Source organism: Nitrospirota bacterium (genome assembly GCA_037386965.1).
GTDB lineage: Bacteria > Nitrospirota > Thermodesulfovibrionia > Thermodesulfovibrionales > JdFR-86 > JARRLN01.
In genome coordinates this window covers 17,661-43,992 of the sequence record JARRLN010000026.1, presented here as the reverse complement: position 1 = coordinate 43,992, position 26,332 = coordinate 17,661, and the positions used below count along the sequence as shown (strand labels likewise).

The 26,332-nt window shown below is 63.1% G+C and carries 28 protein-coding genes; 7 read left to right on the top strand and 21 right to left on the bottom strand.

Going from position 1 to position 26,332, the window contains the following annotated elements; all coding sequences use genetic code 11:
* The 8 genes from P8Y39_05425 to P8Y39_05390 all read right to left on the bottom strand — a co-directional run.
* Nucleotides 1-218, bottom strand: a 218-nt coding sequence (locus P8Y39_05425) for a chemotaxis protein CheW (protein ID MEJ2191777.1), incomplete at its 3' end; no start/stop codon positions are given.
* 16 nt (nt 219-234) lie between these two features.
* Entirely contained in the window at nt 235-2,343 is a 2,109-nt protein-coding gene (locus tag P8Y39_05420; GenBank protein MEJ2191776.1) for a chemotaxis protein CheA, read from the bottom strand.
* Complete coding sequence (locus tag P8Y39_05415) at nt 2,340-2,714, bottom strand: STAS domain-containing protein (GenBank protein ID MEJ2191775.1); 375 nt, start codon at nt 2,712-2,714, stop codon at nt 2,340-2,342. Before P8Y39_05415 ends, P8Y39_05420 begins: the two co-directional genes overlap by 4 nt.
* On the bottom strand, nt 2,711-3,076 hold the full coding sequence (locus P8Y39_05410; protein MEJ2191774.1) for a response regulator: 366 nt from the start codon (nt 3,074-3,076) through the stop codon (nt 2,711-2,713). The genes P8Y39_05415 and P8Y39_05410 overlap by 4 nt, the downstream gene beginning before the upstream one ends.
* Nucleotides 3,077-3,121: 45 nt before the next feature.
* On the bottom strand, nt 3,122-4,357 hold the full coding sequence (locus P8Y39_05405; GenBank protein ID MEJ2191773.1) for a methyl-accepting chemotaxis protein: 1,236 nt from the start codon (nt 4,355-4,357) through the stop codon (nt 3,122-3,124).
* A gap of 153 nt (nt 4,358-4,510) precedes the next feature.
* Nucleotides 4,511-4,918, bottom strand: coding sequence for a hypothetical protein (locus P8Y39_05400; GenBank protein MEJ2191772.1), 408 nt, complete (start codon nt 4,916-4,918; stop codon nt 4,511-4,513).
* Nucleotides 4,919-5,111: 193 nt separating this feature from the next.
* Nucleotides 5,112-6,797 (bottom strand): sigma-54 dependent transcriptional regulator, encoded by a 1,686-nt coding sequence (locus P8Y39_05395; protein ID MEJ2191771.1) that lies wholly within the window; start codon nt 6,795-6,797, stop codon nt 5,112-5,114.
* Nucleotides 6,794-7,891: an ATP-binding protein gene (locus tag P8Y39_05390; GenBank protein MEJ2191770.1), complete on the bottom strand. Its 1,098-nt coding sequence runs from the start codon at nt 7,889-7,891 to the stop codon at nt 6,794-6,796. Before P8Y39_05390 ends, P8Y39_05395 begins: the two co-directional genes overlap by 4 nt.
* Before the next feature lie 491 nt (nt 7,892-8,382).
* Between P8Y39_05390 and fbp the strand changes: the two genes are divergently transcribed.
* The 4 genes from fbp to P8Y39_05370 all read left to right on the top strand — a co-directional run bounded on the left by fbp (nt 8,383) and on the right by P8Y39_05370 (nt 12,205).
* Nucleotides 8,383-9,471: a fructose-1,6-bisphosphate aldolase/phosphatase gene (gene fbp / locus P8Y39_05385; protein MEJ2191769.1), complete on the top strand. Its 1,089-nt coding sequence runs from the start codon at nt 8,383-8,385 to the stop codon at nt 9,469-9,471.
* A gap of 56 nt (nt 9,472-9,527) precedes the next feature.
* Nucleotides 9,528-10,181 (top strand): DUF1122 family protein, encoded by a 654-nt coding sequence (locus tag P8Y39_05380; protein MEJ2191768.1) that lies wholly within the window; start codon nt 9,528-9,530, stop codon nt 10,179-10,181.
* Between the two features lie 204 nt (nt 10,182-10,385).
* Nucleotides 10,386-10,844: a lipocalin family protein gene (locus P8Y39_05375; GenBank protein ID MEJ2191767.1), complete on the top strand. Its 459-nt coding sequence runs from the start codon at nt 10,386-10,388 to the stop codon at nt 10,842-10,844.
* An 8-nt stretch (nt 10,845-10,852) separates the two neighbouring features.
* Nucleotides 10,853-12,205 (top strand): deoxyribodipyrimidine photo-lyase, encoded by a 1,353-nt coding sequence (locus P8Y39_05370; GenBank protein ID MEJ2191766.1) that lies wholly within the window; start codon nt 10,853-10,855, stop codon nt 12,203-12,205.
* Between the two features lie 42 nt (nt 12,206-12,247).
* Here P8Y39_05370 and P8Y39_05365 read toward each other — a convergent pair whose 3' ends face one another.
* From P8Y39_05365 to P8Y39_05355, 3 genes are all read right to left on the bottom strand, one after another.
* Nucleotides 12,248-12,916, bottom strand: coding sequence for a class I SAM-dependent methyltransferase (locus tag P8Y39_05365; GenBank protein MEJ2191765.1), 669 nt, complete (start codon nt 12,914-12,916; stop codon nt 12,248-12,250).
* Between the two features lie 92 nt (nt 12,917-13,008).
* Entirely contained in the window at nt 13,009-13,623 is a 615-nt protein-coding gene (gene msrA, locus P8Y39_05360; protein ID MEJ2191764.1) for a peptide-methionine (S)-S-oxide reductase MsrA, read from the bottom strand.
* A 41-nt stretch (nt 13,624-13,664) separates the two neighbouring features.
* Nucleotides 13,665-14,063: a pyridoxamine 5'-phosphate oxidase family protein gene (locus P8Y39_05355; GenBank protein MEJ2191763.1), complete on the bottom strand. Its 399-nt coding sequence runs from the start codon at nt 14,061-14,063 to the stop codon at nt 13,665-13,667.
* A gap of 132 nt (nt 14,064-14,195) precedes the next feature.
* Here P8Y39_05355 and P8Y39_05350 point away from each other — a divergent pair, with 132 nt between their 5' ends.
* The 3 genes from P8Y39_05350 (at nt 14,196) to P8Y39_05340 (ending at nt 16,416) form a co-directional block, all read left to right on the top strand.
* Nucleotides 14,196-14,711 (top strand): cob(I)yrinic acid a,c-diamide adenosyltransferase, encoded by a 516-nt coding sequence (locus P8Y39_05350; GenBank protein ID MEJ2191762.1) that lies wholly within the window; start codon nt 14,196-14,198, stop codon nt 14,709-14,711.
* Nucleotides 14,712-14,714: 3 nt separating this feature from the next.
* Nucleotides 14,715-15,674, top strand: a complete 960-nt coding sequence (locus P8Y39_05345) for an ABC transporter substrate-binding protein (protein MEJ2191761.1) — start codon at nt 14,715-14,717, stop codon at nt 15,672-15,674.
* A gap of 121 nt (nt 15,675-15,795) precedes the next feature.
* The gene (locus P8Y39_05340) at nt 15,796-16,416 is read left to right on the top strand and encodes a hypothetical protein (GenBank protein ID MEJ2191760.1); all 621 of its coding nucleotides are present in this window, start codon (nt 15,796-15,798) and stop codon (nt 16,414-16,416) included.
* Between the two features lie 12 nt (nt 16,417-16,428).
* On the opposite strand, the gene comD is transcribed toward P8Y39_05340, so the two are convergent.
* The 10 genes from comD to P8Y39_05290 are packed head-to-tail and all read right to left on the bottom strand — an operon-like array spanning nt 16,429 to nt 26,287.
* Complete coding sequence (comD, locus tag P8Y39_05335) at nt 16,429-17,568, bottom strand: sulfopyruvate decarboxylase subunit alpha (GenBank protein ID MEJ2191759.1); 1,140 nt, start codon at nt 17,566-17,568, stop codon at nt 16,429-16,431.
* Nucleotides 17,535-18,806 carry a cysteate synthase gene (locus P8Y39_05330; protein ID MEJ2191758.1) on the bottom strand — a complete coding sequence of 424 codons (1,272 nt, stop codon included), beginning with the start codon at nt 18,804-18,806 and terminating at the stop codon, nt 17,535-17,537. The genes comD and P8Y39_05330 overlap by 34 nt, the downstream gene beginning before the upstream one ends.
* A complete protein-coding gene (locus P8Y39_05325; protein ID MEJ2191757.1) occupies nt 18,803-20,005 on the bottom strand; it encodes a (Fe-S)-binding protein in 1,203 nt (400 codons plus the stop codon). Before P8Y39_05325 ends, P8Y39_05330 begins: the two co-directional genes overlap by 4 nt.
* The gene (locus P8Y39_05320; protein ID MEJ2191756.1) at nt 19,995-20,666 is read right to left on the bottom strand and encodes a hypothetical protein; all 672 of its coding nucleotides are present in this window, start codon (nt 20,664-20,666) and stop codon (nt 19,995-19,997) included. The genes P8Y39_05325 and P8Y39_05320 overlap by 11 nt, the downstream gene beginning before the upstream one ends.
* Before the next feature lie 6 nt (nt 20,667-20,672).
* The gene (locus P8Y39_05315; GenBank protein MEJ2191755.1) at nt 20,673-20,987 is read right to left on the bottom strand and encodes a hypothetical protein; all 315 of its coding nucleotides are present in this window, start codon (nt 20,985-20,987) and stop codon (nt 20,673-20,675) included.
* Nucleotides 20,984-22,957, bottom strand: coding sequence for an ASKHA domain-containing protein (locus P8Y39_05310; protein ID MEJ2191754.1), 1,974 nt, complete (start codon nt 22,955-22,957; stop codon nt 20,984-20,986). Before P8Y39_05310 ends, P8Y39_05315 begins: the two co-directional genes overlap by 4 nt.
* Nucleotides 22,958-22,997: 40 nt before the next feature.
* Nucleotides 22,998-23,507, bottom strand: a complete 510-nt coding sequence (locus P8Y39_05305) for a hypothetical protein (GenBank protein ID MEJ2191753.1) — start codon at nt 23,505-23,507, stop codon at nt 22,998-23,000.
* A complete protein-coding gene (locus P8Y39_05300; GenBank protein MEJ2191752.1) occupies nt 23,504-24,208 on the bottom strand; it encodes a corrinoid protein in 705 nt (234 codons plus the stop codon). Before P8Y39_05300 ends, P8Y39_05305 begins: the two co-directional genes overlap by 4 nt.
* 39 nt (nt 24,209-24,247) lie before the next feature.
* The gene (locus P8Y39_05295) at nt 24,248-25,288 is read right to left on the bottom strand and encodes an MtaA/CmuA family methyltransferase (protein MEJ2191751.1); all 1,041 of its coding nucleotides are present in this window, start codon (nt 25,286-25,288) and stop codon (nt 24,248-24,250) included.
* 33 nt (nt 25,289-25,321) lie between these two features.
* Nucleotides 25,322-26,287, bottom strand: a complete 966-nt coding sequence (locus P8Y39_05290) for a tetrahydromethanopterin S-methyltransferase subunit H (protein MEJ2191750.1) — start codon at nt 26,285-26,287, stop codon at nt 25,322-25,324.
* Nucleotides 26,288-26,332 lie beyond the last annotated feature (45 nt).

Below are 26,332 nucleotides of genomic sequence, written 5' to 3'. Positions count from 1 at the left end.
GTCCGGGGCATCCCGAACTTCAGCCTCAGGTCCACCACCGGCACCACGCCCCCCCTCAGGTTGATCACCCCCCGCATGAACTCCGGGGTCTGCGGCACCTTCGTGATGCTCGTCAGGTCCAGCACCTCCCGCACCTTCGCTATCTCCAGAGCGAAGATTTCATTGCCCAGCGTAAAACTCAGGTACTGCGTAGAGCTGATTGACGTCTCAGTTGCCATGTGCTTCTCCTTTCCTTCACCCAGACGGGACGCGCTCGCATGCGCCGCCTTTGGAATTATCGAGGTGTTCGTATAGCCGTGCGGCATCTATGATCAAGGCAATGGAGCCGTCTCCCAGAATCGTCGCCCCCGAGAACCCCTGCATCTTCTTGAAGGCTGCCCCCAGGGGCTTGATGACCGTATGGTGCTCGCCGATGACTTCATCGACCACAAAACCGACCTCGTCTCCTCCGACGTTCGATACCACGACCTGTTGAACGAGAGGGACACTGCCGTTGCTGCCGAAGACCTCCCTCAGGACAACATAGGGCAGCGGGTGTCCGCGGAGGCTCAGAAGCCGGCGCAGGTCGGAGGACATCTCCACCTGGCTGACTTCGATGCATTCCTCCACCGAGGCCAGAGGAAAGACGAAACGCTCCGGCCCGACCCGCACCAGGAGCCCTTCGATTATGGCGACGGTGAGGGGCAGTCTGAGAATGAACGCCGTCCCCTTTCCCTCCTCGCTTTGCACCTCCACGGTCCCGCGCAGGGATTCCACCCCCTTTTTGACGACGTCCATGCCGACCCCCCTGCCGGAGACCTCGCTGACGGAGCGGACGGTGGAGAAACCCTGTGCGAAGATGAACTGGCTCAACTCCTGCTCGTGCACCGGCGCGTCCGGGGCTATCAAACCCTCCTGGACGGCCCTTTGCCGTATGGATGCGAAATCCAGGCCCGCCCCGTCGTCACCGACAACCACGACAACGTGCGAGCCGGAATGAATCGCCTGGACGCGGAGGGTGCCCTGGCGCGGCTTGCCCTTCCCTTCCCGTACGTCGGGAGGTTCGATGCCATGGTCGATGCAGTTTCGGATCACATGCACCAGAGGCTCGTTCAGGCGCTCGATGACGTTCTTGTCGAGTTCCGTCTCCTCCCCCTCGGTGACGAAGGCGACCTCGCGGCCGAGCTCCGAGGACAGGTCCCTCACCAGCCTCCGGAACTTGCCGAAGAGCGAGCCGATGGGCACCATCCGCAGGCTCATGGCGTTGTCGTGCAACTCGGTGATAAGGCTTTCCATCTGCTCCGAGACGCCGCGGAGATTCGCCGCGCCCTCTCCGGTGGAGTGTTGTGCAAGCTGCGCCTGCACGGTGACCAGCTCTCCCACGAGGTCCACCAGCTTGTCGAGCTTTTGTGAAGGCACCCGCACCACGCGCGATTCGTCCCGTTCGCGGCGCTCCTTCAACCTCTCGCGCATGACGTGCTGCTCCATCAATGCAGCATCCACGGCGCCGTCCCGGACGAGGCCCCTTTCCACGAGCATCTCACCCAGGAGTTCTTGCTCGCGGAGCACCGCGTTCAGCTCATCGCTGGAGATATTTCCGCGCTCCATGAGAATCTCGCCGAGCCGCTTGTAGGCAGACTCTTCACCAGAATCCACTTCGGACAACGCATCGATGACCAGCTCGGCGTCGTCCTCGACGAAGATGAAGACGTCGCGGATTGCCGCCGCGCCCTTCTCCGTGGTAAGGATGACGTCCCACGAGGTGTAGCACCGCTCCACGTCGAACTCCGGCAGCGAAGGAATTCTGTCCGCGTGGGCCACCACGAAGCACTTGCCCATTTCGCGCAGCTCGTCGGTGAGAAAAACAGGATTGACTCCGCGGGTATAGCTCGTCGGGGACGGTGTGAACCTGATGCGGTAGGTCGTCTCCCCGGAAGAGCCGTGCGGCTCCTCACCGGAAGGGGAAGGCTGGCCGCCCCCCTGGGGTGCGGCCGACGTGCCCAGAAGGCTCCGCATGTCGTTCAAGAGGTCGGCCGGGACTTCCTGGGCCTCGGACTCCAGGTCCTCGAGAAGCGTGCGCATGCAATCCCGGACGGCCAATCCCATGTCCACGAGATTTCTGCTGACGGCCACGCGACCGGCACGGACGGCCTGAAAGACCGCTTCCATTTCATGCGCCAGGGCGGCTATGTTCTTGAAGCCGAACATCGCACCCGAGCCCTTGATGGTATGCAGGGCACGGAACGCGCGCGCTACGGGCTCGGTGTCCGCAGGGGTCTCTTCGAGCTCCAGGAGAGCCTCCTCCAGAATCTCCAGGAGCTCCCGGGCTTCTTCCCTGAAAATATCGATATAGCGGTCCCTCATGTCTTCTCTTCGGAGCCGTCAGCCGCCCGAACCCACATGCATCGGGCGTCACAGATGTTTTTACAGCCCCTCGGGCGCGCGTAGCCCGCGCGTGCCAGAGCCTCGGCCAGTACCTCCGGCATGGGGCCCTGCATCGAAATCGCCTTCTGCATCCCAAGGGCCGTCAGCGTCGCGGAGCACAGAAGCTCGATGAAGGCCAGGTCGACCTTGGTGACGTCCTTCATCCGCAGGCGCAGGGTCTCGCATCCCGCAAGCTCCTTCAACAAGACCTCGCGAAGAGGGGTCCGCATTTCGATGGTCAACGCACCGGCAAGCCCGATGGTGCAGGCGCCGCCCCGTGCCTCGACCGTTATGTCTCCGGCCTTGCTCATTTGATGAATTTCTGGACCACTTTCACGAGCTGCTCGGGGGCGAAAGGTTTGACTATCCATCCGCAGGCCCCCGCCTCCCGCCCCTCCTGCTTTTTCGTCTCCTGCGACTCGGTGGTCAGCATGAGGAAAGGCTTGTACCGGAACTGGGGGAACGTCTTCATCCGCGTGATGAGCTCGATGCCGTCCATGTCGGGCATGTGAAGGTCCGTGATGACCATGTCGATGTCCCCCGAGGCGGCCTTGCTCAGGGCGTCGGGCCCGTTGGCCGCTTCGACCACGGAGTAGCCCGCGTCCCGGAGAGTGAAGGTCATGAGCTGCCGTATGGACACCGAGTCGTCCACTATCAATATCGTCCCGTTCATGGAGACACCTCCCTCTGTCGTGCCAGCGGCGGTTTCCGTGTACGCTCAGAAGATGGTGACGTTGTTTTCCGCATCCTGCAATCCGTACCTGCGCGCCGCGCCGACCTCTGTATTCTCATCCGCATCGTCCGGGGCCTCTCCTCCCACGGTCGAGGCCATGACGTCCCGTTCCGCCTGCATGGTATAGAGGCCCTTGAGCCACTCCAAATCGGCCCCCTCTTGCATATGCAACGGCGTCTCGCCCGCTCTGCGCAGGACCGAGGCCATCGCCGCCAGTTCCGCAGTCAGGGTTTCCAGAGGGCCCGTCACGTGTTCTATGCGTTGACGGGTTATGTCCTGAAACTGCATGGATACGACGATTCCGCTTATGTCTCGCGCCAGAGCCTCGGATTGTCCCGTCAGGGAGTCCAGGTCGTTCTTCGTCCTCCCGAGCACGTTGTCGATACGCATCAGGGCTTCGTCCACGACGCTTTCCGCCCCGTGGGATATGCCCTTGCAGTCGGCGTTCTTCTTGGCGGCGTGTGACCGGATCGTTGCCAGGCTCCCCGTAATCTGTGCGATGACGTGCCTGATTCTGGCTGCGGCGGCACTGGAGTTGCCCGAGAGTTTCCGGACTTCGTCGGCCACCACGGCAAATCCTCTTCCCTGCTCGCCGGCGTGTGCCGCCTCGATGGCGGCGTTCAGGGCAAGGAGGTTCGTCTGGTCGGCAATGTATTCTATTTCGCCCATGGTGTCGGTGACCGAATCGACGTGGGACTGCAGGGATTGCATGTCCGCGAGTACGCTGTCGATGACGACCACCATGCTCTTGAGGCTATCGATAACGTCCCGCAGGGCGTTTCCGCTCATGGAAAGGAGAGACTCGCCGCCCTCCTCGCCGGCCATCCTGTCAAAGGCCAGCGAGACGCCTTCGGCCTGCTGGCGGGCGCGCCGGACGATGCTCGAAAAGCTCTCTCCGATGTCCGTGGCGGCTCGCTCCGTGTGCTGCACGATCTCGCCCAGCTGATTCGTCATGACGGGAAGCAGTGCCTTCTTCTCCTCGAGAATCTCGGCCAGCGGAAGAATGTTGCTCGTCGCGTTGTCCACAAGCTTCCTGGTCTCTTCACCGGCGGCGGCCTCAAAGTCCCGGTGCCGCCGCGATACGTGCCGCATCACAAGGAGAAGCGAAACCCCCCATGCGCCCGTCGCCGCCATCAACCGCACGTTTTCGGCTTGCAGGAAGGCGGCGGCCCAGAGGGGAAGCATAATGAGAGCAAGGGGAAGAAACGAAGACTTCCTCATGAAAGCTCCCTCCTTCCGCGGCGGGGAGAACATGTTGGAAACGGAGAACATCCCCTCAGACGGGGCTCCGCCGCCGGGATGGCGGCCATCTCGTAAGGAGGAGAAGGCGCCCGCGTTTGCATTCTTCTCGTAAGCCTCATGCCGGGTTCTCCTTCAGCCGTCCTCGGCCCGTCCGTTCCGGCATTCGAGGGCATTGCGCAACTCGCTCAATCTCCACGGGAAGGAAAGGCAGACATCGACGTCCTGTACCGTCCCCCGCTGCCTGCACGCGTCCTCCGCACCGGCCAGTATCGTCCGTATCTCGGGATGCAGACTTTTTATTCCCCGGATAAGCCGCAATGCAGCCTCCATGTTCAAGACGTTTTTCCCCAAGACCACGACGAGGGCGTGAAAGTTCAGAAATTCGGAAAGGGATTTCGCCCGTACCACGGAGTCGGTCACATAAACCTCGTACCCCGCGCCGTTGAGGCTTTCCTTGAGAATGTTCAGGCGCAGTATCTCCTCACCTATGATGAGCACCCTGCATGCCAGCCTTTCGTCGGACGTTGCACGTTTCACCATGTTTTCCTTTCCACCAAACCACTCACAGAGACAATTCAAAAAGGATGCCATGGCCGGAACGTCCGCGGCGGGGCGAGGGAAAGCTGAAAAGACGGGCGTTTAAGCCGCCTTGAAAGAATACTGCGGTTTGGGGAGAAGGGTGCCGGTGTGCCAAGGCACAAATTGTGCCAGGCACACGCTGGACCTGTCGCGCCTACGCGTCGGCGGTCGAGATGTCGTGTTCGCTGAGCTTCCTGTAGATGGTGCGCCGGCTCATGCCCAGAAGCCGTGCAGCCCTGGTCTTGTTCCAGGCGGACTTCCGCAGGGCGTGCAGTATCTTCTCTCTTTCGTCTTCCGATGAGGGCAGGAGAGGCGTCCTGAAGCAACAGAGCTCGGGAGGGAGATCGTCGGTCGTGATGATCCCGTTTCTCGTAATGACCAGGGCGCGCTCGATTACGTGTTCCAGCTCCCTGACGTTTCCCGGCCAGTCATAGCTCGTGAACGCGCTGAGGGCGTCCTCTGAAACGCCCTCGATGTGTTTTCCGAGCTTGTCGTTCAATTTGCCGAGGAAGTGGGCGACAAGGGGCTCTATGTCCTCGCGCCGCTCCCTGAGAGCCGGCGCCCGGATTTCGACGACTTTCAGCCGGTAGTAAAGGTCCTCTCTGAAGGTCTGCCTTTTCACCGTCGTCCTCAAATCCCTGTTGGTCGCCGCTATGACGCGCACGTCGACCGGAACCGGCCTTGAGGCGCCCACGGGCTGCACTTCTCTGTTCTGCAGCACGCGCAGCAGCCGGAGCTGCAGAGCCGGGGGAATGTCCCCGATTTCGTCGAGGAAGATGGTCCCGCCGTCGGCGGCCCGGAACCTGCCCAGGCGGTCGCTGACCGCGCCGGTGAATGAGCCCTTCACGTGTCCGAAGAGCTCGCTCTCAAGGAGGTTCTCCGGCAGCGAGGAGCAGTTCACCTTGATATAGGGCTTTCCCCTGCGGCCGCTTTTCCTGTGGATGGCGTCCGCAACGAGTTCCTTGCCCGTCCCGCTCTCCCCGGTGACGAGCACCGTGGAGTCCACCGTGGAAACCGCCTCGACGAGGCTGTATACCTCCTTCATCCGGTCGCTCTTGCCGACCATGACGCCGCAGTGGTCGCGCTCCTCGAGCCTCCTCTCCAGCGCAGCCACCCGCGTCTCATCGCGCACAAGCAGCACCGCACCGAGCAACGAGTGGTCGAAATCGACCAGCGGCGTGCATGACAGGGAGACGACCCTCTTGTGCCCCGTGCACTCGATGCGCCCCGTGTCAACGGGCCTGCCGGTGCGAAGGGTCTCCGCTATCACGCCCAGGCAACCCCTACAGCGGCTGCCCATGACCCCGTCGTACCTCTCTCCTCTCAAGTGGCCGTCCCAGTGTCCGCAAATCGAATGAAGGGCCCGGTTGTCCTCGAGGACCGTGGTGTCGGGCCCCACCATGAGCACGCCGTCCCTGAGCCCGGTGACGATGGCGTCCAGGTTGGCCCTGTTTCTTTCCTTTTCCTCGACGAGGACCTTGTGCCTGAGGGCCATGCCGGTAATCCTCAGGAGAGTGTTCTGCCGGATGGGCTTCATCACGTAGTCGTAGACCCCGAGACGCACCGCCTCGCTCGCCGTATCCACCGAGGGCGCCCCCGTGATGATGACGACGGGGCACAGAGGGCGCGCTTCCTTTATCTCCTTGAGGAAGTCCAGGCCGGAACAGCCCGGCAGAATGACGTCCATGAAAATCAGGTCGAACGTTTCGGAAGACAGAAGGGTCAAGGCCTCATCGCGCTCCGCCGCCGTGCTGACGTCATAGCCCGCGTCGGATAGGAAAGCCGAGAACGTAAACCGGATGCTTTCCTCGTCGTCAACGACCAGGATGCGCTCGTTCACTGCATCTCCCCGGCCGGCAGCTCTATGGAGACCCGTGTATACTCCCCTTCCCGGCTCTCGATGGAGAAAAACCCTCCGTGGTGAAGAATGATGTTCTTGCTGATGCTGAGCCCGAGCCCGGTTCCCTCCCCGCCTTTCTTCGTCGTAAAGAAAGGCGTCATGACCTTTTCGAGGAGGTCTTCGGGGATGCCGACGCCGAAGTCGCACATGTCCGTGCGGACACATGTCCTTCCCGCGTTTTCGCAGAGCTCGCATCGTATTTCCAGGATTTTCCTTTCGTCGGACTTGGGGAATCTCTCGTTCAAGGCATAGCGGGCATTATTGATGATGTTGAGGAAAACCTGTTCCACCTGGTAGGGAATGACATGGACGTCGGGCAGGTCGTCCGGGATGACGATGCGCAGGTCGATCCCGTCCCGTCTGACGTAAGCCCCGGTCAGGGAGAGGACCTCCCCGATAATGTCCCGCATGCTGACGTAGTGCTTCGTGTCCCGCTGGTGCCGTGTAAAGGAAAGGAGGCCCCTGACGATGCGGGAAATCCTGTCCCCATCGCGGATGACCCGCATCGCGATGCTCTTGTTCTCGCCCGGGGGCAGCCTGTTGGCCAAAATCTGCGCGTAGTTAATGATGCCGTTTATGGGGTTGTTGATCTCATGCGCCACGCCCGCGGCAAGCTCTCCCACCGATGCCAGTTGCGCGGAACGGACGGTCTCCTGCTGGAGGGACAGTTTTTCCGTCGCGTCGCGCAAATACGTGACAAACCCCTTCACCTCCCCGCTGGCGGTGTTCACGTATCTTTCCGCGCGAACCTCCAGCCACCCCTCACCCCCGTCCTCACGGGCAAACTGGATGAATTGACGGTAGGCTTCCCCCCCATCCATCGTCTCTCCGATAGTGCAGTTTTCACAGGGTAAGCTCTTGCCGCGGAAGATCTCATGGCATTTCCTTCCCGCAAGCGGCTCGTGGCGCTCGTACCACTTCTTCACGGCACTGTTGGCCGCTATCATCGCAAAGTTCATGTCGAAAATGCAGATACCGTCTTGCGACGTGTCCAGTACGTCCATCAGGATGCGGCGCTCCTCGTCTGTGAACATCTCAGGTCCACCTCCGGTCGTTCATCGCATCCCTTCGGAAAACACCACTTTCTCCCGTGAGGGACGAAATACGTCCTTCTATATGGACAATGTACATCAAGGACAACTCCCAGGCCGTGACACCTATCACAGAGACATCATCCGGCTTCAAAAAAGGCCGGACCCGGAGAAATTCGTTCGGGCGAGGGGCGCTGTCGACTGTTTTTCTCGCTTCCCTGCACGAAGGCGGCTGTCACGCCCGGAAGAGGCACCTCCATGGGCCACGGCAGACCGGTCGGGAGATGTCCGGCATTTCCCCCGGGCAAAATGAACCCGAAGGGTCGAGGGCACCGCGGGCGTCGGCTCCCCTTATCGTGGGGCATCCCTTACGGCAGATTACTCTTTCGCCACAAGCCCTTTCGGAATCCTTCCGCACCGGGCCGAATTGACAGGCCCCGCCCTTTGTGAAAAGATTTGTACAGGAAAAGAGTACGTCGCTCAGGGAGGCCGTTATGATTACTCTAAGCGTCATCAAGGCCGATGTCGGGGGTTTTGTCGGCCATACCTCGATTCATCCCGACCTGATGAAGAAAGCCCAAGAGAAGCTGAACGAGGCCGTCGGTGCGGGGACCCTCACGGACTTCCGCGTCATGCACTGCGGCGACGACCTCGAGCTCATCATGACGCACCCCCACGGCATGGACGACGAAAAAGTCCACAAACTGTCCTGGGACACGTTTGAAACCTGCACCGAGGTGGCCAAAGGGCTCAAGCTCTACGGCGCGGGACAGGACCTTCTCTCCGACGCCTTCAGCGGCAACGTCAAAGGAATGGGGCCGGGCGTGGCCGAGATGGAAATCGAGGAGCGCAAGAGCGAGCCGGTGATTGTGTTCATGGGGGACAAGTGCTCCCCCGGGGCGTGGAACCTGCCCCTTTTCCGGATGTTCGCCGACCCCTTCAACAGCCCCGGACTGGTCATCGACCCGGCGATGCACGAGGGCTTCAGGTTCGAAGTGCTGGACGTGAAGGAGCAGAAAACGATTGAACTGACCTGTCCCGAGGACATGTACGACCTGCTGATGTTCATAGGCGCGCCGGGGCGCTTCATGCTGAAGAATGTGTACCGGAAAAGCGACGGCATGGTCGCCGTCGCGGCGTCCACCCAGAAGCTGAGCCTGGTGGCCGGGCGCTATGTCGGCAAGGACGACCCGGTGGTCGTCGTCCGGTGCCAGTCGGGCCTTCCGGCCGTCGGCGAAGTGCTCGAGGCCTTCTCGTTCTCCCATATGGTGGAGGGATGGATGAGGGGCTCCCACCACGGTCCTCTCATGCCGGTTTCGTTCGAGACGGCGCATCCTTCCAGGTTCGACGGCCCCCCGAGGGTCATCGCCGCAGGCTTCCAGCTCTCCGGGGGCAAGCTGGTGGGGCCGCGCGACATGTTCGACGACCCGGCGTTTGACGGGACGAGGCAGCAGGCCGTCACGATTACGGAGTACCTGAGGCGGCACGGCCCCTTCGAGCCTCACAGGCTGGGACTCGAGGACCTGGAGTACACGACGATGCCGAAACTCATGGACAAGCTCAAGGACAGGTTCAAGCAGTAGAGCGCGAAGAAGCAGGCGGGCTCGGAAACGGAAAGGTATTCCCGGAGTGGAAAAGCATGAGCGCCTATGAGGATCTGGCCGAAGGGCTCGCCGCCGGCGACCTGCACGTCTACGCGGTCGGGGCTCACGGGGGCGGCGCCGGGATGGTCGACGCCGAAGTGCGCGTAAGAAGGGGCGGGGACGATGCCTACCTGATGATGTGCAAGATGTTCTCCGGTGCGGGAGAATACTACAGGCCCTGGACGGAGCTTTACAACGTCAGGGAGAGCGTCAAACTCGGAAACACGGAAATCGGCTATGTGGACTCCGCCCTGGAGGACGCCCTCCTCGGGTTTTTCGCGAAGAGCCTTTCCGGCGGCGGCAAGCTGTTCGTGGAATACCTCCATGACGAAGAGACCGCGGTCGGCTTGAAACGGGGCTTTCCGGAAGCCGTTACGCGGCTTGGCTATAAGATGCTCCGGGTGGGTTTTACCTGGTTCAAGGACTGGTACTACCCCGAGGGGTTCCGCGAAGGCGGCCGGAAATTGCAGGGCGAAAAACCCCTGGACGAGGAAAACAGGTCCCGCCAACTCAGAAAGATTGGCAGAGAGGTCGAGGATTTCCTGCAGAGGAAGCCGGAGTCCGAACCGGCAGACGCGTATTGGGAAAGGGTGGGCCGGAGGGCACGAGGGGTGCTTGAGCAGATAGACGCCGCGGTGTCGCCTGCTTAGCCGTTTTCCTCGTGCGTGCGTCTATTGCGTTCCGGCGTGCCCTCTCATGAGAGGGCGGAAATACAAAGAGGGACGCCTCACCGCGCGGCTCATTTCAAAACCAGGCCCCAGAGCACTCCTCGAGGTAAAGGACAAATGAAGAGGACGGCCGCCTTACTGCTCCTGGCGTTGGCCTTTTCGTGCGCGGAAACGAAAGAACGACCCATGAACCCTCCCGACGTGGTCCCTTTTGTGGATGTGAATCGCTATGCGGGACTGTGGTACGAAATCGCCAGGTATCCGAACACGTTTCAGGAGGGCTGCGTCGGCAGCAGGGCCACGTACACCGTGAGGGAGGACGGGAAAATAACCGTGCTCAACGAATGTTACGACAGGACCTTTCAGGGCAAACTGCGGTCCGTCAGGGGCACGGCCCGGGTTTCGGACCGGGAAACGAACGCAAAGCTCAAGGTATCGTTCTTCTGGCCCTTTTCGGGGGATTACTGGATAATCGACCTCGGCGACTCCTATGAATATGCCGTCGTGGGACATCCAAAAAGGAAGTACGTGTGGATACTCGGCAGGACAAAGAAAATGGACCCGGAAACCTACCGGAAAATCCTGGCCCGGTTAAGGGAACAGGGCTATGATACATCCAGGCTCATCCTCACCCCGCAGGAGTAAAACCGCTCATGAATAGAGATAGGGCCGTGCGGATGCGAGGAGGGGAGCCGAGCGCGGGTCCCGTCGTGTATTGGATGAGCAGGGACCAGAGGGCTTTGGACAACTGGGCGCTTCTCTACGCGCAGGACATGGCCATGAAAAAGAAGGTTCCCCTCCTGGTGTCTTTTTCCCTGGCGAATGATTATCTCGGGGCCAACCTCCGGCATTACGGCTTCATGCTCAAGGGGCTTCGAGAGCTCGAGGGCGCGCTGAGCCGGAAGAATATCCCCTTTTTTCTTCTCCGGGGCAACCCTCCGGACGTCCTACCCGGTTTCTTGCATCGAACACGGGCCGGGCTCCTGGTTTGCGACTTCAACCCCCTCCGCATCAAGAAGGAATGGGAAAGCGGGGTCGCCTCCAAAACGGAAATCCCCTTGCATGTAGTGGACGCCCATAACGTCGTCCCCTGTTGGGCCGCCTCTTTGAAACAGGAATATGCGGCGTATACCTTCAGGCCCAAGCTAAAACGTCTCATCCCCCGTTATCTCGTCGCATTTCCCCGCCTCAAAAAGCACCCCCATATCTGGCGGGAAAGGCTCAAGACAATCCGGTGGGAAGCAGTCTCGCGCTCACTCGATGTGGACAGGTCCGTTTCCGAGCTCCTCCGGCCCGCCCCCGGCGAAAACGCCGGCAGAAAGGCCCTGGCCGCTTTTCTCGCATCCGGACTCGCCCGTTACGAACGGGACAGGAACGACCCTTCCAAGGAGGGCCAGTCGGGCCTTTCGCCGTATCTCCATTTCGGCCAGCTTTCCGCTGCACGCGTCGCCCTGGAGGTCCAAAAAAGCGGGGCGCCCGCCGAAGCAAGGGCCGCATTCATGGAAGAGCTTCTGGTACGGAGGGAGCTGTCCGATAATTTCTGTCATTACAACCCCGATTACGACAACCTAAACGGATTGCCTGAATGGGCCAGGCGGAGCCTGGATAAGCACCGCAGGGACAGGAGGCCGCACATCTACGCGCGTGCAGAGCTCGAGAATGCCCGTACCCACGACCCCTTCTGGAACGCCGCACAAAAGGAGATGGTGAATACCGGGAAAATGCACGGGTACATGAGAATGTACTGGGCAAAGAAGATGCTCGAATGGACGGAATCACCCGACGAAGCAATCGAGACGGCCGTCTCCCTCAATGACACCTACGAGCTGGACGGCAGAGACCCCAACGGTTATGCCGGGATTCTCTGGAGCATCGGGGGCCTCCATGACCGGGCATGGAAGGAGCGGCCCATATACGGAAAGGTCCGCTACATGAGCGCGGCGGGCCTGAGGGCCAAATTCGATATGAGCACGTACCTGCGCCGCGTGGAAGCCCTGGAGGGCTAAAGGAAAAATCTCCCTGCCCGGCTCACCATTTCATCCCTGGGTTCAGCGCCTCCTCATCCAGAGGTAATTGGCCCTGAACCGGAGGTCCGTCCTGCCCGGGATACCGACGACGCGGCTTTCCATTATCTCGAACTGTGGGGCGAAGAAGTCCTTCAGCTCCTCCAGTCCCGAGCAGTATACCGTGGGGCCCATGGGGCTCTTTCTCCACTTCCCCTCCGGTGGAATGCCGAACGTCGTATCCTCCGCGCTGAAGCTCACCGAGAGATACCCGGCCCCCTTCCCGGCGAGGGCGCGGACGTTTGCCAGATACCGGGGGCGCTCGGGGGGCAGGATGTGGTGCATGATCATCCACTCCAGGATGAAATCGAAGCTGCCGGTCAGGCCAGGGACGTCTCCGGCCATGTCCGCCGCGAGGAAACGCACCGGAAGCCCGCTCTGGGCGGCCTTCTCCTTGGCCCGCTCGATAGCCGAGGACGAGACGTCCACCCCCGTCACGTCAAACCCCTTGCGCGCCAGGTAAAGGGAGTAGGAGCCGGTCCCGCACCCGATGTCCAGGGCCCCGCGGGGGCCGAGCTTGTGGGCCTCCACAAGCTCTCTCAGAAGCTCCGGCGGCTCCTCCCGGACCCAGGGGATCTCCCCCTCGGGGAGCGACCGGTAAATCTCCTCCATCCGCCTTCCGGTCTCGCGGTGCTCGTCGGAGGGCTTCTCCATGATGCGCCTATTCTGCCCCAGCGCCGGGGAGAAGTCAACGGCATGTCATCGCTTGCGAGGGGTACGGAAACGGGCAGCGGCACCGGGAGGGCTCAGTCCCCTCCCCAGATTTCCTTGAGCCTTCTGTCCCTCCCGCACGAGAAGCGGTAGAACTTGTAGCGGATGGGGTTTTTCTTGTAGTAGTCCTGGTGGTACTCCTCGGCGGGCCAGAACTTCCCGGCCGGGACAATTTGGGTGGCGATGGGCCGGTCGAACCGGCCGGAGTGCTCAAGCTCCTCCTTGGACTTCTCGGCCAGGCGCTTCTGTTCCTCGTCGTGGTAGAAGATGGCGCTGCGGTACTGCGAGCCCTCGTCGCAGAACTGCCGGTCCCGGGCCACAGGGTCTATGTTGTGCCAGAAGATGTCCAGCAGCTTTTCGTAGCTCACCTTGGAGGGGTCGTACTTTATCTCCACCGCCTCGGCGTGCCCCGTCGTGCCGGAGGAGACCTCTTCGTAGGTGGGGTTGTCCTTCTGCCCGCCGGTGTAGCCCGCGGTGGTGGAAAGCACCCCCTGCACCTTGTCGAAGGGCGGCTGCATGCACCAGAAACATCCGCCGGCGAAGGTGGCTGTCTCGACCTCCTTCGGCTTTTCGGCCATCTTCTCGCTTCCGGCCCGGGCCGCGGCAAAAAATCCCGCAACGAGCAATAAGGCAAAGATTGCCGTCTTCATCTGACTTTCATTATAGCGCGGGCGCGCAAAAAGGGAAGCCCTCAGACCAGGGGCCGGACCTCGGTGACGGAGAAATAGGCCACATAGACCACCCGGCGGGCCACCTCGGGGCCCACCAGCTCCTCCGTCCTCTGGCGTATCTCATCGAGAAGCGGCCCCGCGGTCTCCAGCCTCTCTCTCCTGAGGGCCACCCGGACGCCCGCATATCCCACGCCGGGGTTCATGTACAAAAACAGGGCGCTGGGGTTCTCCTTGACGTTGCGGAGGGTGCGCCCCTCCGTCATGCCCCAGGCCAGGGTGCCCTCCTCGGTTACGTGGGGGCGTGCGTAGATGGCCGCGTTGACCCTGCCCTCGGCGCTTGCGCTGGTCATGACGCCGGTGCCCCCTTCCCTGAAGAGGGCCTCCAGCTTCTCCCTGGTGAGTTCGGGTTCGCGTGCCATGGAGCATAGTCTATCACAAAGTATCCGCGGCGAGAAGCCGGGGAGCATTTCCCCAGCCCGGCGTTTCTGTTATCCTTAAGGAAAAGATTTGCCGCGATGATTTGGCACGTCACGGACACGTCAGGGGGTCTATTGCATAAGGGTCTGCTCCAGGTCTATACAGGGGACGGCAAGGGAAAGACCACGAGCGCCGTGGGCCTGGCCGTGCGCGCCCGGAGCCGGGGGCTCCGGGTGCTCTTCGCCCAGTTCATGAAGAGCGGTCCCGGGGGAGAGACGGAGATATTAAAAGAAATCGGCGTCGAGGTCATCCGGTTCGAGAGGGTCCTCTCCCCCCACTTCCACCCCGAAGCCGACCGCGGCGAGATACGGCGGGAGGCCCTGGAGGCCCTCGCGGAGCTTGCCGCCATGCTCCCCCGGTTCGACCTCGCCGTCCTGGACGAGTTCAACAACCTCCTCTCCCGGGACCTCATCACGATGGAGGAGGCGGAAGAGTTCCTGAGGGCGAAGCCCGAGGGGCTCGAACTGGTCCTTACGGGGCGGGGCGCACCGGAAGAGCTCATCGCCCTGGCCGACCAGGTGACCGAGATGAAGGATATCAAGCACCCCTCCAGGGCGGGCGTTCCGGCGCGGGAGGGGATAGAGTACTAGGGCATGGCGAGGCCGCTTCGCATAGGGCATCTCTCCACCTTCTACCACACGGCGATACTCCTCATGGCCCGGGAGGACCTAGCCGAACACCTGGGCGAGGAGCCCCAGTGGGAGCTCTTCGGGACCGGTCCGGCCATCGTCAAGGCCATGGAAGAGGGAAAGCTCGACCTGGGATACGTGGGCCTTCCTCCCGCCATCGTGGGAATAGCCAGGGGAGCGGACATCCTCTGCGTGGCCGGAGGCCACGAGGAGGGCACGGTCATGGTGGGGCGGGCCGACCTTGAGGGCCATCCCGAGAGGGAGTACCTGGGAGACGTGCTCGTTCAGCTCAGGGGCAAGGCCATAGGGGTGCCCGGACGGGGCTCCATCCACGACGTCATCCTGGCCGACGCCCTGGAGCACTACGGACTTCGGGAGGATGTCACGGTAAAGAACGTCCCCTGGGCCGATTTCCTCGTCGATGCGCTGGCCAGGGACGACATACAGGCCGCCTTCGGTACCCCGGCCCTGGCCGCGGCCGTCATGGTGTTTGCCCGGGGAAAAGTGCTCTATCCCCCTTCCCTCATCTGGCCGGAGAACCCCAGCTACGGCATCCTGGCCAGGGGGGAGTTTCTGGCCAGCGAGCCCGAGCGGGTCGAAAGCTTCCTCCGGCTCCACGAAGAGGCAACGGACTTTCTCCGCACCCAGGTGGACCTGGCCGCCCGCACCATCGCCGGCCACGTGGGGGTGGTGGACGAGAACTTCATCATGGAGACCCTGGCCATCTCGCCCCGCTACTGCACCCAGCTTACCGAGGGCTACATGGCCTGCACCGCCCGGTTCGTAAGCGCCATGAAGCGCCTCGGCTACATAGACCGGGAGCCAAGCCTGGAAGAGATTTTCGATACCTCCCTCATCAGGCGCATCCACGGCGAGGGGGAACACTACAGCGAGGGGCTCATCACCCAGCGGGGCGAGCTCTGAACGGGGTAACGACTATTACTACCGGCAGCATGATATAGTTTACGTATCAATGCCCTAAAGCGCATGGAGTATAAAGTTTTTTTCAAGGCTTCAATGCGAAAAGAAAAACTAACTGGTTAGTATGAGTAAGAAAGACAAACCCGGCGAAAGGAAGCTTCCGGAGCCGCCCCGCAAGGGGCCCTTCGGGAGGAAGCGCCATTTCGAGGGCGAAGAGGACCGCCGGCCGGACCTCCTGGCCGAGCACATGCACCACGCCATGGCCCAGGGGCGGCTGGAGGAGTTCCTTGACCAGGAGCTTCCGGATAACCCCATGGCTCGGAAGCTGGCCGAAATGGTGATGGGCACAGGCGGTGCGCACGGAGGCTCCGGGCACCACGACCGCCACGGCCACAAGAAGGGAAAAAAGGAGAAGAAGGAGGGCCGCGGCGAGCCGGACGGCGAAGAGAGGCCCGCGGGCCCCGCTTCCGAAGAGCTGCTGAGGGCGGCCTCCTCGGGCGACGTGCAAGAGCTTACCCGCCTGCTGGCCCGGGAGCAGAAGAAGCGCTCCGGGGAAGAGCCCGCGGAAGGGAAAGGAAAAGAAGAAGAAGGGGCCCCGGAAGCCCCGTCTCCGGAGGGACTGGAGAAGGAAATCCTGGACAGCCTCATCTCCATAGCTGGAGAGCACGGTGTCTCCCTGGACTGGCTCATCGCACGCGCTCTCAAGCTCTACGTCAGGGACTACCGGCAAACCGGGCGGCTGTAAGGGTTTCTTCTTTCAGGAAGCCCTCGGTGTGCGGGACAGAAACCCCATGAGCTGGCCCTTTATCTCCCCGGCCGAAAGCGGGATGTCCGGCACCCTGGCGTTACCGGGGCGGGCCAGCGCATGGATGAAAAGCGGCCCGTCGGTCCTCCGCGCAGCCTCAAGGAGGCCCTCCCGCTCCCAGACGCGAGCCGTCCGCTTTATGCCCATGCCCCGGGCCACCGCCTCCAGGTCCACGCATGTCCCGGTCAGGGTGGGCTGCTCCCCCGTGGAGCCGTAGGAGGCATTGTCCACGCAGAGCACGGTGAGGTTCTCCGGCGCGGCCAGGGCGGCCGTGGCCAGGGTGCCGGGGTTCATGAGCAGGCTGCCGTCCCCGTCTATCACGAAGACGCGCCCCGGGGTGGAAAGAGCCAGCCCCAGGCCGATGGGGGTGGCCATGCCCATGCTGCCCAGCATGTAGAAGTTCGACGGCTGGGGCAGCACGTGGTAAAGCTCCTTGGAGGGCACCCCCAGGTTCGAGACCACGACGTTGCCCTCCAGGGCGGGCCGTAGGGCCTGGATAATCTCATAACGCCTCATCCCCGCAGGCGGACAGGCGGGCCGGGCGCCGACCTCCGCGGGCTCGCAGTACGGGCGGTCCTGACGCACGGGGGCCTCGGCCTCCGAGCCCTCCCAGATCGAAGGGACCAGGAGAAAGGCATGGATGCGGCCCTCGCGATAGAGGCTCTCGAGCGCCTCCCCGACCCGGGAAAACTCTTCGGGGGACTTGAGGGTAGAGAAGGGGATATGCATGGCCTCGAGAAGGCCCGGAAGGGCCCGGCCCATGGGCACCTGAGCGGCGATGCCCTCCCTGTACACCCCCCGATGGCTTATGAAGAGGGCCAGCGGCAGCTCGTAGAACCGCGTGAGGGACAGGAGGGCGTTGACCATGTTTCCCACCCCGGAGCTCTGCACCACCATGGCGGGCCTCCGGCCCGCCAGAGCGGCCCCCGCGGCGATGCCCACGCCTTCTTCCTCGCGCGTAAGGGGCAGGCGGGACAGGTAGCGGTCGGCCAGGCCGATAAACGCCTTCACGCGGTCGCAGGGCAGGGTCAGCAGGAGGTCCACCCCCGAGGCCTTGATTATCTCGAGGAGTTCCTCTTCAGGGCTCCGCACAGCAGTTCCTCGATGCCCGCATCGGAGATGTCCTTGGAGATGCGTTCGCCTCCCACGGCATAGGTTTTCTTCTGCTCCTTGAGCCTCTTCTCCCCGCCTCCGGTTATGTTCAGGAGCACGGGCTCCCCGTCGCCCATGGCCCCCTGCGTGACGGCCTTCCCCAGGGCGGCCACGGCCACCGCCGCCGCCGGCACGATGTCCACCCCCTCGCACTCCTCGAAGAGGTCCCGGGCCTCGGCCATCTCTTCGTTTGTCACAGCGTACATGTTCCCGCCCGTGGCCGTCAACGCGTCGTAAACCCCTCCCCTGACGCCGTAGGCCGGGTAGCGGGAGGAGAGCACCCGGGTGGATATGCAGGCGATGAGCGAGGCCTCCAGGTCCGCGGGGTCCATTTCCCGGTTTCCCCTTTGCCATGCCTTGCTCATGGGGGCAAAGGGAAGGTTCTGGGCCAGGTGAAGCCGGGGCAGCCTGCCGTCGAAGCGGCCATCCCGAAGGAAGCGCTCGGACATCTCCCAGGCTGCTATGGCCCCCGCGCCGCTTCCCACGGCCTGCACGTAGTGGCCGGGCATCCTGCCCATGGCCGAGACCGCCTCCAGCATCACGATGCCCAGCCCGTCACGCTTGGCCACGTTCTTCACCCCACCCTCGAACGGCATGCCCGATATCAGGGAGAACCGGCGGGCCACGTCGATGGCGTCGGAGTAGTCGCCGTCCTCGATGACCATGGTGGGCACCAGAGAGGAGGTCTCCAGATACCACATATCCTGCAGGCACATGCTGGGCACCACGATGGTCACGGGGTAGCCCGTCTTCTGCGACAGATGCGCAAAGGCGCGGGCGGTGTTGCCCGCGCTGGCCACCGTCAGGCCCGCCACGCCGTTCTCCCGGGCGTTGGCCAGCACCACGGCCGCCTCGAACTCCTTGAAGGTGCAGGTTTCGATGAGGGCCCCGCGCTCGGGCCAGTACCCGTTAAAGGCGACCCAGAGCTCCCGGAGGCCCAGCCGCCGGGCAAGGCCCTCCGAGCGGTAGACCACCGGCCCGGACTGGGGTATCCCCCGCGGGGAGTGCACCGGCAGCCAGTTGAACCGCCAGACGCCCCGAGCCCTGTCGCCTTCACGGAAGCGGGCTTCCTTGTAGCGGGTGACCAGGAGGGAGCCCGTACAGTGCTCGCAGAAGGCACAGTAGACCTGCGGGAGGACCTTCCCGCAGTTTCTGCATACGATGGAGAAGTGGCTCACAGCAGGCTCCCCACGAGCTCCATGAGGTCGGTTATCCGCACCTGCCGCTCGTGCCCCTCCAGGGCCTCGTTCAGCTTGCTGTAGCAGGCCGGGCAGCTCAGGACAAGCCTGTCCGCACCTTTGGCCGCCGCTTCGTCTATGGAAAGCCGCGCGATGGCTACGGCGTTTTCGTGATAGATCTTCCTGGCCGCCCCGCCGGCCCCGCAGCACCGGGAGTCCTCGCGGTTGCGCTCAAACTCAAGGAGTGTGGCTCCCGGGATGCCCCGGAGGACCTGACGCGGCTCCTCGGTAACGCCCACCCCCCGGCTCAGATAGCAGGGGTCGTGATAGATGAGCCTCTCATCGGGAAGCCGCCGGGCAAGCCGGAGCCTCCCCCGCCGCATCGCTTCAGCCGCGAACTGGCTTATGTGCCGGACCTTAAAGGGCAGCCGCTCTCCGTAAAAGAGGGGCCAGTCCCGCGCCATCATGTTCACGCAGCAGGGACAGGAGCACAGGAGCGTGCGAACCCCCCTGGCCCTGTACGCCTGGACGAGCCGTTTCACGAGGCCCTCCAGCATGTCGTGCTGTCCGGTGATGAAGAGCGGAAAGCCGCAGCAGACCTCCTCCTCGGGCGGGAGCATCGTGAAGGGCTCGCCGACGGCCCCCAGAACGAGCGCATCCCCCCGCACCATGGGCTGTGCCTCGTAAGCGCCCGTGCAGCCGGCGTAATAGGCAATTTCCGCCTCCTCAGCCACGGCTACGCCATCGGGGAACCAGCCATAGCGCTCCGACGCGGGTTTCTCGTAGATGTTTCCCGTCCGTTGGACCACACCGGGCAAGGCGCTCTGCGGACCCAGGGGGCCGAGGCCGCGCCTGACCATCTCCCGCCTCAGCATGGGCCAGAGGCGCTGCGTGTGTATGCCCACGGTGCAGGCCTGCCCGCAGGCCCCGCAGGTCGTGCACTCGTAGACGGCCTTGACGAAGTGCTCGAGGAGCTCGCGGTCAACCTCCCGCGGGCCGAAAAGCCGTGCCTTCAGGGACTCGGTGGCCCGGATGAACTCCCTGAACATGCGTATCTTCTCGGGCGGGGAGACCGTGGGGTCGCCCGTGACCTCCTGGACGGGGCAGAACTTCAGGCACTCGCCGCACTGCGTGCAGGCGTCCAGCTCGCGAAGCTCCGCGCCCGAGAGGCACGTCGTGAACCTTTCTTCAGTCATCATGGAGAAGCCTCTTGACCCCTTCCTCCTGCCGCCAGGCCTCGTAGGTCACGAAGGGGGCCGTGAATATGTGCGTGGGCAGGGTAACCAGCAAAACGAGGACCAGAACGAAATGCGCGAGGAATACGGGGTTTTGGGGAGCACCGGCGGGGCTCAGCGCCAGGATTCCCCGCGCAAACTCCTTCGTCGCCACCACGTCGGTCCAGAGCACGGTGCGCTGAAGAACACCGGTAAGCCCGATGAGAAAGAGCGTCCCGGTAAGGAAGAGATTGTACGAGGACACGTACTTTCGCCTTTCCAGAGTGAGCCTCACCAGAAGGATATAGGCCAGCGAAACAGGCAGGGCGTACCCCGCATACACCCCCGGCGTCTGCACCGCCGCGACCCACCCCGGCACCGGGTCGAAGAAGAACCTCAGGTGCCTCAGCAGCACCAGGACGAACGATACGTGAAAGACCCACTCCCCTATCCAGAGGACCTTGTTCACCAGAAAAAGCCTCCTCAGAAAAACCACGTCGACGAAGGCCATCACCACGCCGGCAACCGTGGTCTCGCCCGTTTCCGCCGCTCCCCGGCGCCTCACCCAGAGGACGCCGTGCCGGCAGAGCCGCGCCACGAAGAAGGCCCAGGCCGCGTAGGCCGCCAGGCTCAAGAGCGTCCCCATGTCCTGCTACTCCTTTTCGAAGGCGATGCTCGCGTCTTTGGGCACGTTGAGCCCGGCCTCCACCTCCAGGGCCTTCAGGATGCCGCAGGGCACCGGGCAGGCCACGTGCTTCAGGTGCTTGCCGGCGGCCCGGTAGACCGGGTTGTCCGGGTGGCGGACGAAGACGGCCATGGCCGGGAGCACGGCCACCTCGGGCGCCATCTTCTCCACCATCTCGCACTCCGAGGTGACGGCGACCCCGACCTCCTTCGCCCCTTCCTTGCGGGCCACGATGCCGGTGACGAAGCCGCATGCGCCCGATATGACCCGAACCTTCGTCATCCCTTGACATGGACCGGAGAGCCCTTCTTTGCCAGGAGCTCCTTGACGTGGGGGAACGTGTCCTTCATGTGCGGGATGTGCATGGCCTTCATGAACTCCTTCTCGAACTCGGGCTCCACGGCTATCTCCACGAACTCAAGCCACCGCGCCCTCTCCCTGGCCTCCAGGCGCTTCTCCGTGCTCAACAGGGCCATGAGGGCGCCGTCGCCGGCGGCGTTGCCCACCGCATAGACGTTGTCGAGGTCGCAGTCGGGGAACATCCCCAGGGTCATGGCCGACTCCTTGTCGATATAGCTTCCGAAGGCCCCCGCCAGGATGACCTTCTCCACCTTCTCGATGCCCATCTTCTTCATCATGAGCTTGGCCCCGGCGTACAGGGCGCCCTTGGCAAGCTGAAGCGCGCGCACGTCGGCCTGGGTCACGGTGATGTCCTGCCCGATGCTGGTCTCGTCGGCCCAGGCCAGCACGTACTGCATCTTCCCATCGGCCCCTGCCCGCACCCGGGGCGTGTCCAGGTCCTTTACGAACTTCCCGGACTTGTCGATGATGCCCGCCTTGAACATCTCGGCCACCACGTCTATGATGCCCGAGCCGCAGATGCCCTTGGCGTCCACCTTCTTGATGTGGGTGTGCCAGTCGGCCTTCCCGATCACCTTGTACAGGGGCTCCTTCGTCTCCGGGTCGATGCGCACCGCCTCGATGGCCCCCGGGGCGGCGCGCATGCCGAACCTTATCTGCGCTCCCTCGAAGGCCGGCCCGGTGGCGCAGGAGGTGGAGCAGATGGCGTCCTTGTTGCCCAGCAGAAGCTCGCCGTTCGTCCCGATGTCTATGATGAGGACCTTCTCGTCCATCTTGTAAGGCTCCTGGGCGATGAGCACGCCCACGTTGTCCGCCCCCACGAAGCCCGCCTCGATGGGCAGGACGTGGACGTAGCTTGCCCGGTTTATATCGAGCCCGACGTCCCGGGCCTTGATGTCCATGTCGTTCTGCACCGCCGGTATGAAGGGAGAGCGCCCGATGTACGTGGGGTTCAGCCCCAGGAAGATGTGGTGCATGGCCGTGTTGAAGACCACCGTCATGTCCAGGATGGCGCTTCCGCCCCTGGCGCCGTTCATCCGGAGGTCGGCGGTGAGCCTGTCGACGAGCTCGTTGAGCCCCTCGATGAGGGCCTGCTGCATGGTCCTGAGCCCGTTTTCCGAGGTCATGGCGTAGGTGATGCGGCTCATCACGTCCTCCCCGTAGGGCACCTGGGGGTTCATCATGCTCTCGGTGCTTATGACCTTTCCGGTCAGAAGATCGGAGAGATAAGCCGCCACGGTGGTGGTGCCGACGTCGACGGCCAGCCCGTAGGCGGCCTCCACGAAGCCGGGCTCCACCTTTATGATCTCCCGCCCCATCCAGACGGTGACCGTCACGTTCCACTCCCCGCGCCTGATGATATCCTGAAGGTCGCCAAGCACGGCGAAGTCGATGGAGAGGTTGTCCAGGCCGTATTCCCTGCCGAGGAAGGCCTTGAGCCTCTCCAGGTCCCCCGTGATGGGCTCGTCCAGGGCGGGCTTTTTGAGCTCCACGAAGTACTTCCGCACGGCCGGCCTTATGGGGATGGTTATCTCCTTTGCCGCCTTTCGCACGATCTGCTTCCCGGCGCGGGACTTCTCCGGCACGAATATCTTGACGTCCCCGTGCACCTCAGTGGAGCAGGCCAGCCGCATGAAGGGGCCGTCCTCGGGCTTGACGAACTTCCGTTCCGCCTCCGCAAAGGGGCTCAGGTGGGCCATGCGGGAGTCCATGGCGTCCTTTTCGAAGTAGCCCTCCTCCACGCGCACCTTGCACTTCCCGCAGGTGCCCTTCCCGCCGCAGATGGCCTCGAGGTCCACCCCGAGCTTCTGGGCGGCTTCAAGGAGAGTGGAGCCTTCCTCCACATCCCCCCTCCTGCCGGAGGGCTGAAAATTCACTTTGAACCTCGGCATATCCTATCTCTCCTTCAGAGTCGCGAAATCTTCCTTGCCCTCAGGGGCCGAAGTCCCCGGGCGGGCTTCGCAGTCCCTTGCGGGACTCCGCGGTCCCTGCCGTAGGGGCATATGGTGATGCAGAGGCCGCAGTTGGGCCGTCCGGAGACGGACCGCGCTCCCTCCTTGTGCGCCGTGCAGCGCTTCGCAAGCAGAAGCTCCGGGAAAGGCTCCTCCCGGGACCACTCCGCTCCGGTGATGGCCCCGCGCAGGTCGCCGCCATCTTGTGGGTCATGAGAGGGTAGAGCCGGGAGGCGAACCTGTCCCGCACCCGGTCGGAGTCCGGAGGAATGGGGAAGAACCGGTGCCTCTCTTTCCTCAGGAAGCGGGCGGCCCGTTTCTGGAGCGCCAGAAGGAGCGACAGGGTCTCCTCCCTGAGGCGGCTGTCCACGCCCACGCAGACGGCGTTTCTGAGGTGCGAAAGCTCCGGGCTCAGCACCCCCCGGAGGGAGGCAAACCCCACCTGGGCCGCGCCGGCCCCGAGAAGCTCCCTTCTGAGTGCTTCGCTCACTTAGCCCCTTTCTTCTCTTCCCGCTGTCCGGCCTCGTCCCTGAGCTTCTTCAGGGAGCTTATCATGTCGATGGCGTCCTTCAGGGCGTTGGTCGCGTCGGGGGCGAAGCCGTCGGCGCCCCACTTCTCGGCGATGTCCTTGCTGACCGGCGCTCCGCCGATCATGATCTTGACGTTGGGGTTCTTCGCCTTGAGGTCCTCGATGACCTTCTTCATGCCCTGCATGGTCGTGGTCATCATGGCCGAGAGGCAGACCAGGTCGCTGTCGGTGCGCAGCTGCTCCTCGACGAACTTATCCAGGGGCACGTCCCGCCCGAGGTCGTAGACGTCGAAGCCGGCCACGTCGAACATCATCTTGACGATGTTCTTGCCGATGTCATGGACGTCGCCCTCCACGGTCCCGATGACCACGGAGCCCTTCAGCCCCAGGTCCATCTGCTCCACGTGGGGCTTCAGGATGTCCAGCCCCGCGTACAGGGCGTCGGCGCACATGAGCAGCTCCGGCACAAAGTACTCCTGCGCCTCGAAGAGCCTGCCCACCTCCTGCATGCCGACCACCAGGCCGTCGAAGATGGCGTCGTTGGCCTTCAGGCCCTCGTCCAGGGCCTTCTGGGCCCACTCCTTGGCGGCGTCTTCGTCGTACTCTATGACCGCCTCCTTCAGGTGCCCCAGTATCTCCTGTTTCCTTTCTTCCGAAGCCATTTCTCCCTCTCTCCTTTCTATCCTTGCCTTATGACTTACCTATGACTTCTTGTACCGCTTCACTTCGTCCATCATGGCCCTGAAGTTCTCCGCGGGGACCGTGGGCCAGATGTCGCAGCCGGGCCAGACGGCGCTGACGCCGTCGTCCAGGCACGTCCTGACGGTCTGGCGCACCTGCTCCGGCGTGCCGGCAACCAGGACGTTGTAGGGGTCGTAGTTGCCGAAGATAAGGGCGTCCTCGCCCAGCTTCTTCCGGCTCTCGGCCACGTCGTTTTTCTGGTCCACGCTGATGGCGTCGGCCCCGCTCTCCATCATGAAGCCCACGATGTCGTTGGTCTTCCCGCAGATGTGCACGACGCTGGGGACCTTTACTTTCTCGAATATCACCTTCAGGTGGGGCAGGATGAGGCTCTTGAAAACGCGCGGGCTCAACACGTCGCTCGTCGCGCCCATCTCCCGCACGGTAAGGTAGTCCACGCCGGCCTCTTCATAGGCGCGGGCCACCTGGATGATGGCCTCCGAGAGCTTCTCCATGAGGGCGCCCACCTTGTCCGGCTTCTTGAAGCTGAGCTTCAGCAGGTCGTTGAGCTCCATGACCTGCCCCGCCAAGGTAAAGGGCCCCAGCACGTAGGAGCCGATGGGCGCCTCCCCGCCCACGTCCTTCCTGGCCAGGCCGATGGCCTCCTTCATGAGGGGCACCCGGCCCCGGGAGAGCAAGTCGGCGGGGATGGAGAGGTCCATCTCCTCCTCGCTGTGGATGACCTTCTCCTTGATGGTGGGGTACAGGAGGTCCTCAGAGTGCGGATAGGTGTTTATCTCGCAGCCCAGGGCCTCGGCCTCCACGCACAGGTCGAAGGGCAGCACGCAGCAGTCGAACCCGAAGAGCTTGTGCGTGGTGGCCGCCGTCTCGGCCATCTGCCCGGCGTCCAGATGGACCTGGGCGAACCTGTAGCCCAGCTGGTTGAGCCCTTCGGTGGTGGCGTTGCCCATCCCGCTGAAGCAGGCGGGGCGGTCCGTCTCTTCCCGCCTGAAGAGCTTCAGGACCCTTTCCTTTGACGTCATGGTTTCTTCGCCTATCATGATTGCGGTCTCTCCTCCTTTTTATCGTCTCGGTCAGCCTGCCGCCTTGGCTTTTTTCCGGGCTCCTCCGGCCAGGAGCTTCTCGATGAAGTCCGGGAAGTACCTCCGAATGGGCAGGTCGGGGTTCTCGGGTATCCGGCCCGTCTCCTCATAGGCGAGGGTGCTCAGCAGTATCTGGCCCGTGGCCACCGCGGGGAAGATCCTGGGGGCGGTGACGGCGGGCCCGTACAGGTCGAAGTCGCTCCACAGGGCGCTGGACATCCCCTGGGCCACCGCGTCCATCGCCCGGAAGCCCTCCAGTCCCCAGGCTTCCCTGGCCTCCTTCCACATGTGGGTGCCGTTGCTGTACGCGCTGCCGCAGGGCAGGCCCAGCTTCTGCTTGATGAGCCTGTTGGCCACCAGGGAGAAGCTCGTGCTGGGGAGGTTCATCACCGAGGTGTCCACCAGGATGGTGTCGAAGGCGTCGGCCCCCTGCCCCAGCAAGCTCTCCAGCGACTTCAGCCTCCCGGCGGGGCTCTGGTCCTGGTCGTCGAAGGCCTGGATGATGACGTGCCGGATGCCCAGGTCCTTGAGCCTCTGCACCTGCCCCTTTATGTCCTTGTCCCACGGGGTGATGCTGTTGTAGAGAAACTTTTCCTGCACCCCCAGCTTCGCCACGTACTCCGTGGCCTTTGCCCGTTTCTCGGCCATCCACATATCGATGCCGAAGGGCATGCCGGTGGTCTCCAGGTAGAAATCGATGTATATCTTCGCTTCCTCGGGAGAATTGGCCACCATGGCCACCATGGCCGGGATGCCGGTGGAGCGGGAAAGCTCCTCCTGCCTGCGAATAAGCTCGCGGGCGCGCTCCCGGTCGAAGTCTCCCTTTCGGTCGCGGAGTATTCTGTCCTTGTTGTGAAACATGGAGGCGATGAGAAGCGGCGGGTTCTCGCCGGGCTGCCCCCCTATCTTGAAACCGGCAAAATCGAAAACCTTCTGCGGCGTCTGGAACCTGAACATCGAATCTCCTTCCCCTGTTTTTTATGAGAGGGGGGCGGCGGGGCC

Bases quoted from the DNA above. Each gene is read 5' to 3' on its own strand.
- msrA (MEJ2191764.1), bottom strand. From the start codon at position 13,623: ATGAAGACGGCAATCTTTGCCTTATTGCTCGTTGCGGGATTTTTTGCC.
- P8Y39_05295 (MEJ2191751.1), bottom strand. From the start codon at position 25,288: ATGATAGGCGAAGAAACCATGACGTCAAAGGAAAGGGTCCTGAAGCTC.
- P8Y39_05325 (MEJ2191757.1), bottom strand. From the start codon at position 20,005: ATGATGACTGAAGAAAGGTTCACGACGTGCCTCTCGGGCGCGGAGCTT.
- P8Y39_05405 (MEJ2191773.1), bottom strand. From the start codon at position 4,357: ATGAGGAAGTCTTCGTTTCTTCCCCTTGCTCTCATTATGCTTCCCCTC.
- P8Y39_05375 (MEJ2191767.1), top strand. From the start codon at position 10,386: ATGAACCCTCCCGACGTGGTCCCTTTTGTGGATGTGAATCGCTATGCG.
- P8Y39_05370 (MEJ2191766.1), top strand. From the start codon at position 10,853: ATGAATAGAGATAGGGCCGTGCGGATGCGAGGAGGGGAGCCGAGCGCG.
- P8Y39_05310 (MEJ2191754.1), bottom strand. From the start codon at position 22,957: ATGCCGAGGTTCAAAGTGAATTTTCAGCCCTCCGGCAGGAGGGGGGAT.
- P8Y39_05390 (MEJ2191770.1), bottom strand. From the start codon at position 7,891: ATGTTCACAGACGAGGAGCGCCGCATCCTGATGGACGTACTGGACACG.
- P8Y39_05400 (MEJ2191772.1), bottom strand. From the start codon at position 4,918: ATGGTGAAACGTGCAACGTCCGACGAAAGGCTGGCATGCAGGGTGCTC.
- P8Y39_05300 (MEJ2191752.1), bottom strand. From the start codon at position 24,208: ATGGCTTCGGAAGAAAGGAAACAGGAGATACTGGGGCACCTGAAGGAG.
- fbp (MEJ2191769.1), top strand. From the start codon at position 8,383: ATGATTACTCTAAGCGTCATCAAGGCCGATGTCGGGGGTTTTGTCGGC.
- P8Y39_05315 (MEJ2191755.1), bottom strand. From the start codon at position 20,987: ATGACGAAGGTTCGGGTCATATCGGGCGCATGCGGCTTCGTCACCGGC.
- P8Y39_05410 (MEJ2191774.1), bottom strand. From the start codon at position 3,076: ATGAACGGGACGATATTGATAGTGGACGACTCGGTGTCCATACGGCAG.
- P8Y39_05320 (MEJ2191756.1), bottom strand. From the start codon at position 20,666: ATGGGGACGCTCTTGAGCCTGGCGGCCTACGCGGCCTGGGCCTTCTTC.
- P8Y39_05355 (MEJ2191763.1), bottom strand. From the start codon at position 14,063: ATGGCACGCGAACCCGAACTCACCAGGGAGAAGCTGGAGGCCCTCTTC.
- P8Y39_05415 (MEJ2191775.1), bottom strand. From the start codon at position 2,714: ATGAGCAAGGCCGGAGACATAACGGTCGAGGCACGGGGCGGCGCCTGC.
- P8Y39_05365 (MEJ2191765.1), bottom strand. From the start codon at position 12,916: ATGGAGAAGCCCTCCGACGAGCACCGCGAGACCGGAAGGCGGATGGAG.
- P8Y39_05345 (MEJ2191761.1), top strand. From the start codon at position 14,715: ATGGCGAGGCCGCTTCGCATAGGGCATCTCTCCACCTTCTACCACACG.
- P8Y39_05290 (MEJ2191750.1), bottom strand. From the start codon at position 26,287: ATGTTCAGGTTCCAGACGCCGCAGAAGGTTTTCGATTTTGCCGGTTTC.
- P8Y39_05420 (MEJ2191776.1), bottom strand. From the start codon at position 2,343: ATGAGGGACCGCTATATCGATATTTTCAGGGAAGAAGCCCGGGAGCTC.
- P8Y39_05380 (MEJ2191768.1), top strand. From the start codon at position 9,528: ATGAGCGCCTATGAGGATCTGGCCGAAGGGCTCGCCGCCGGCGACCTG.
- P8Y39_05340 (MEJ2191760.1), top strand. From the start codon at position 15,796: ATGAGTAAGAAAGACAAACCCGGCGAAAGGAAGCTTCCGGAGCCGCCC.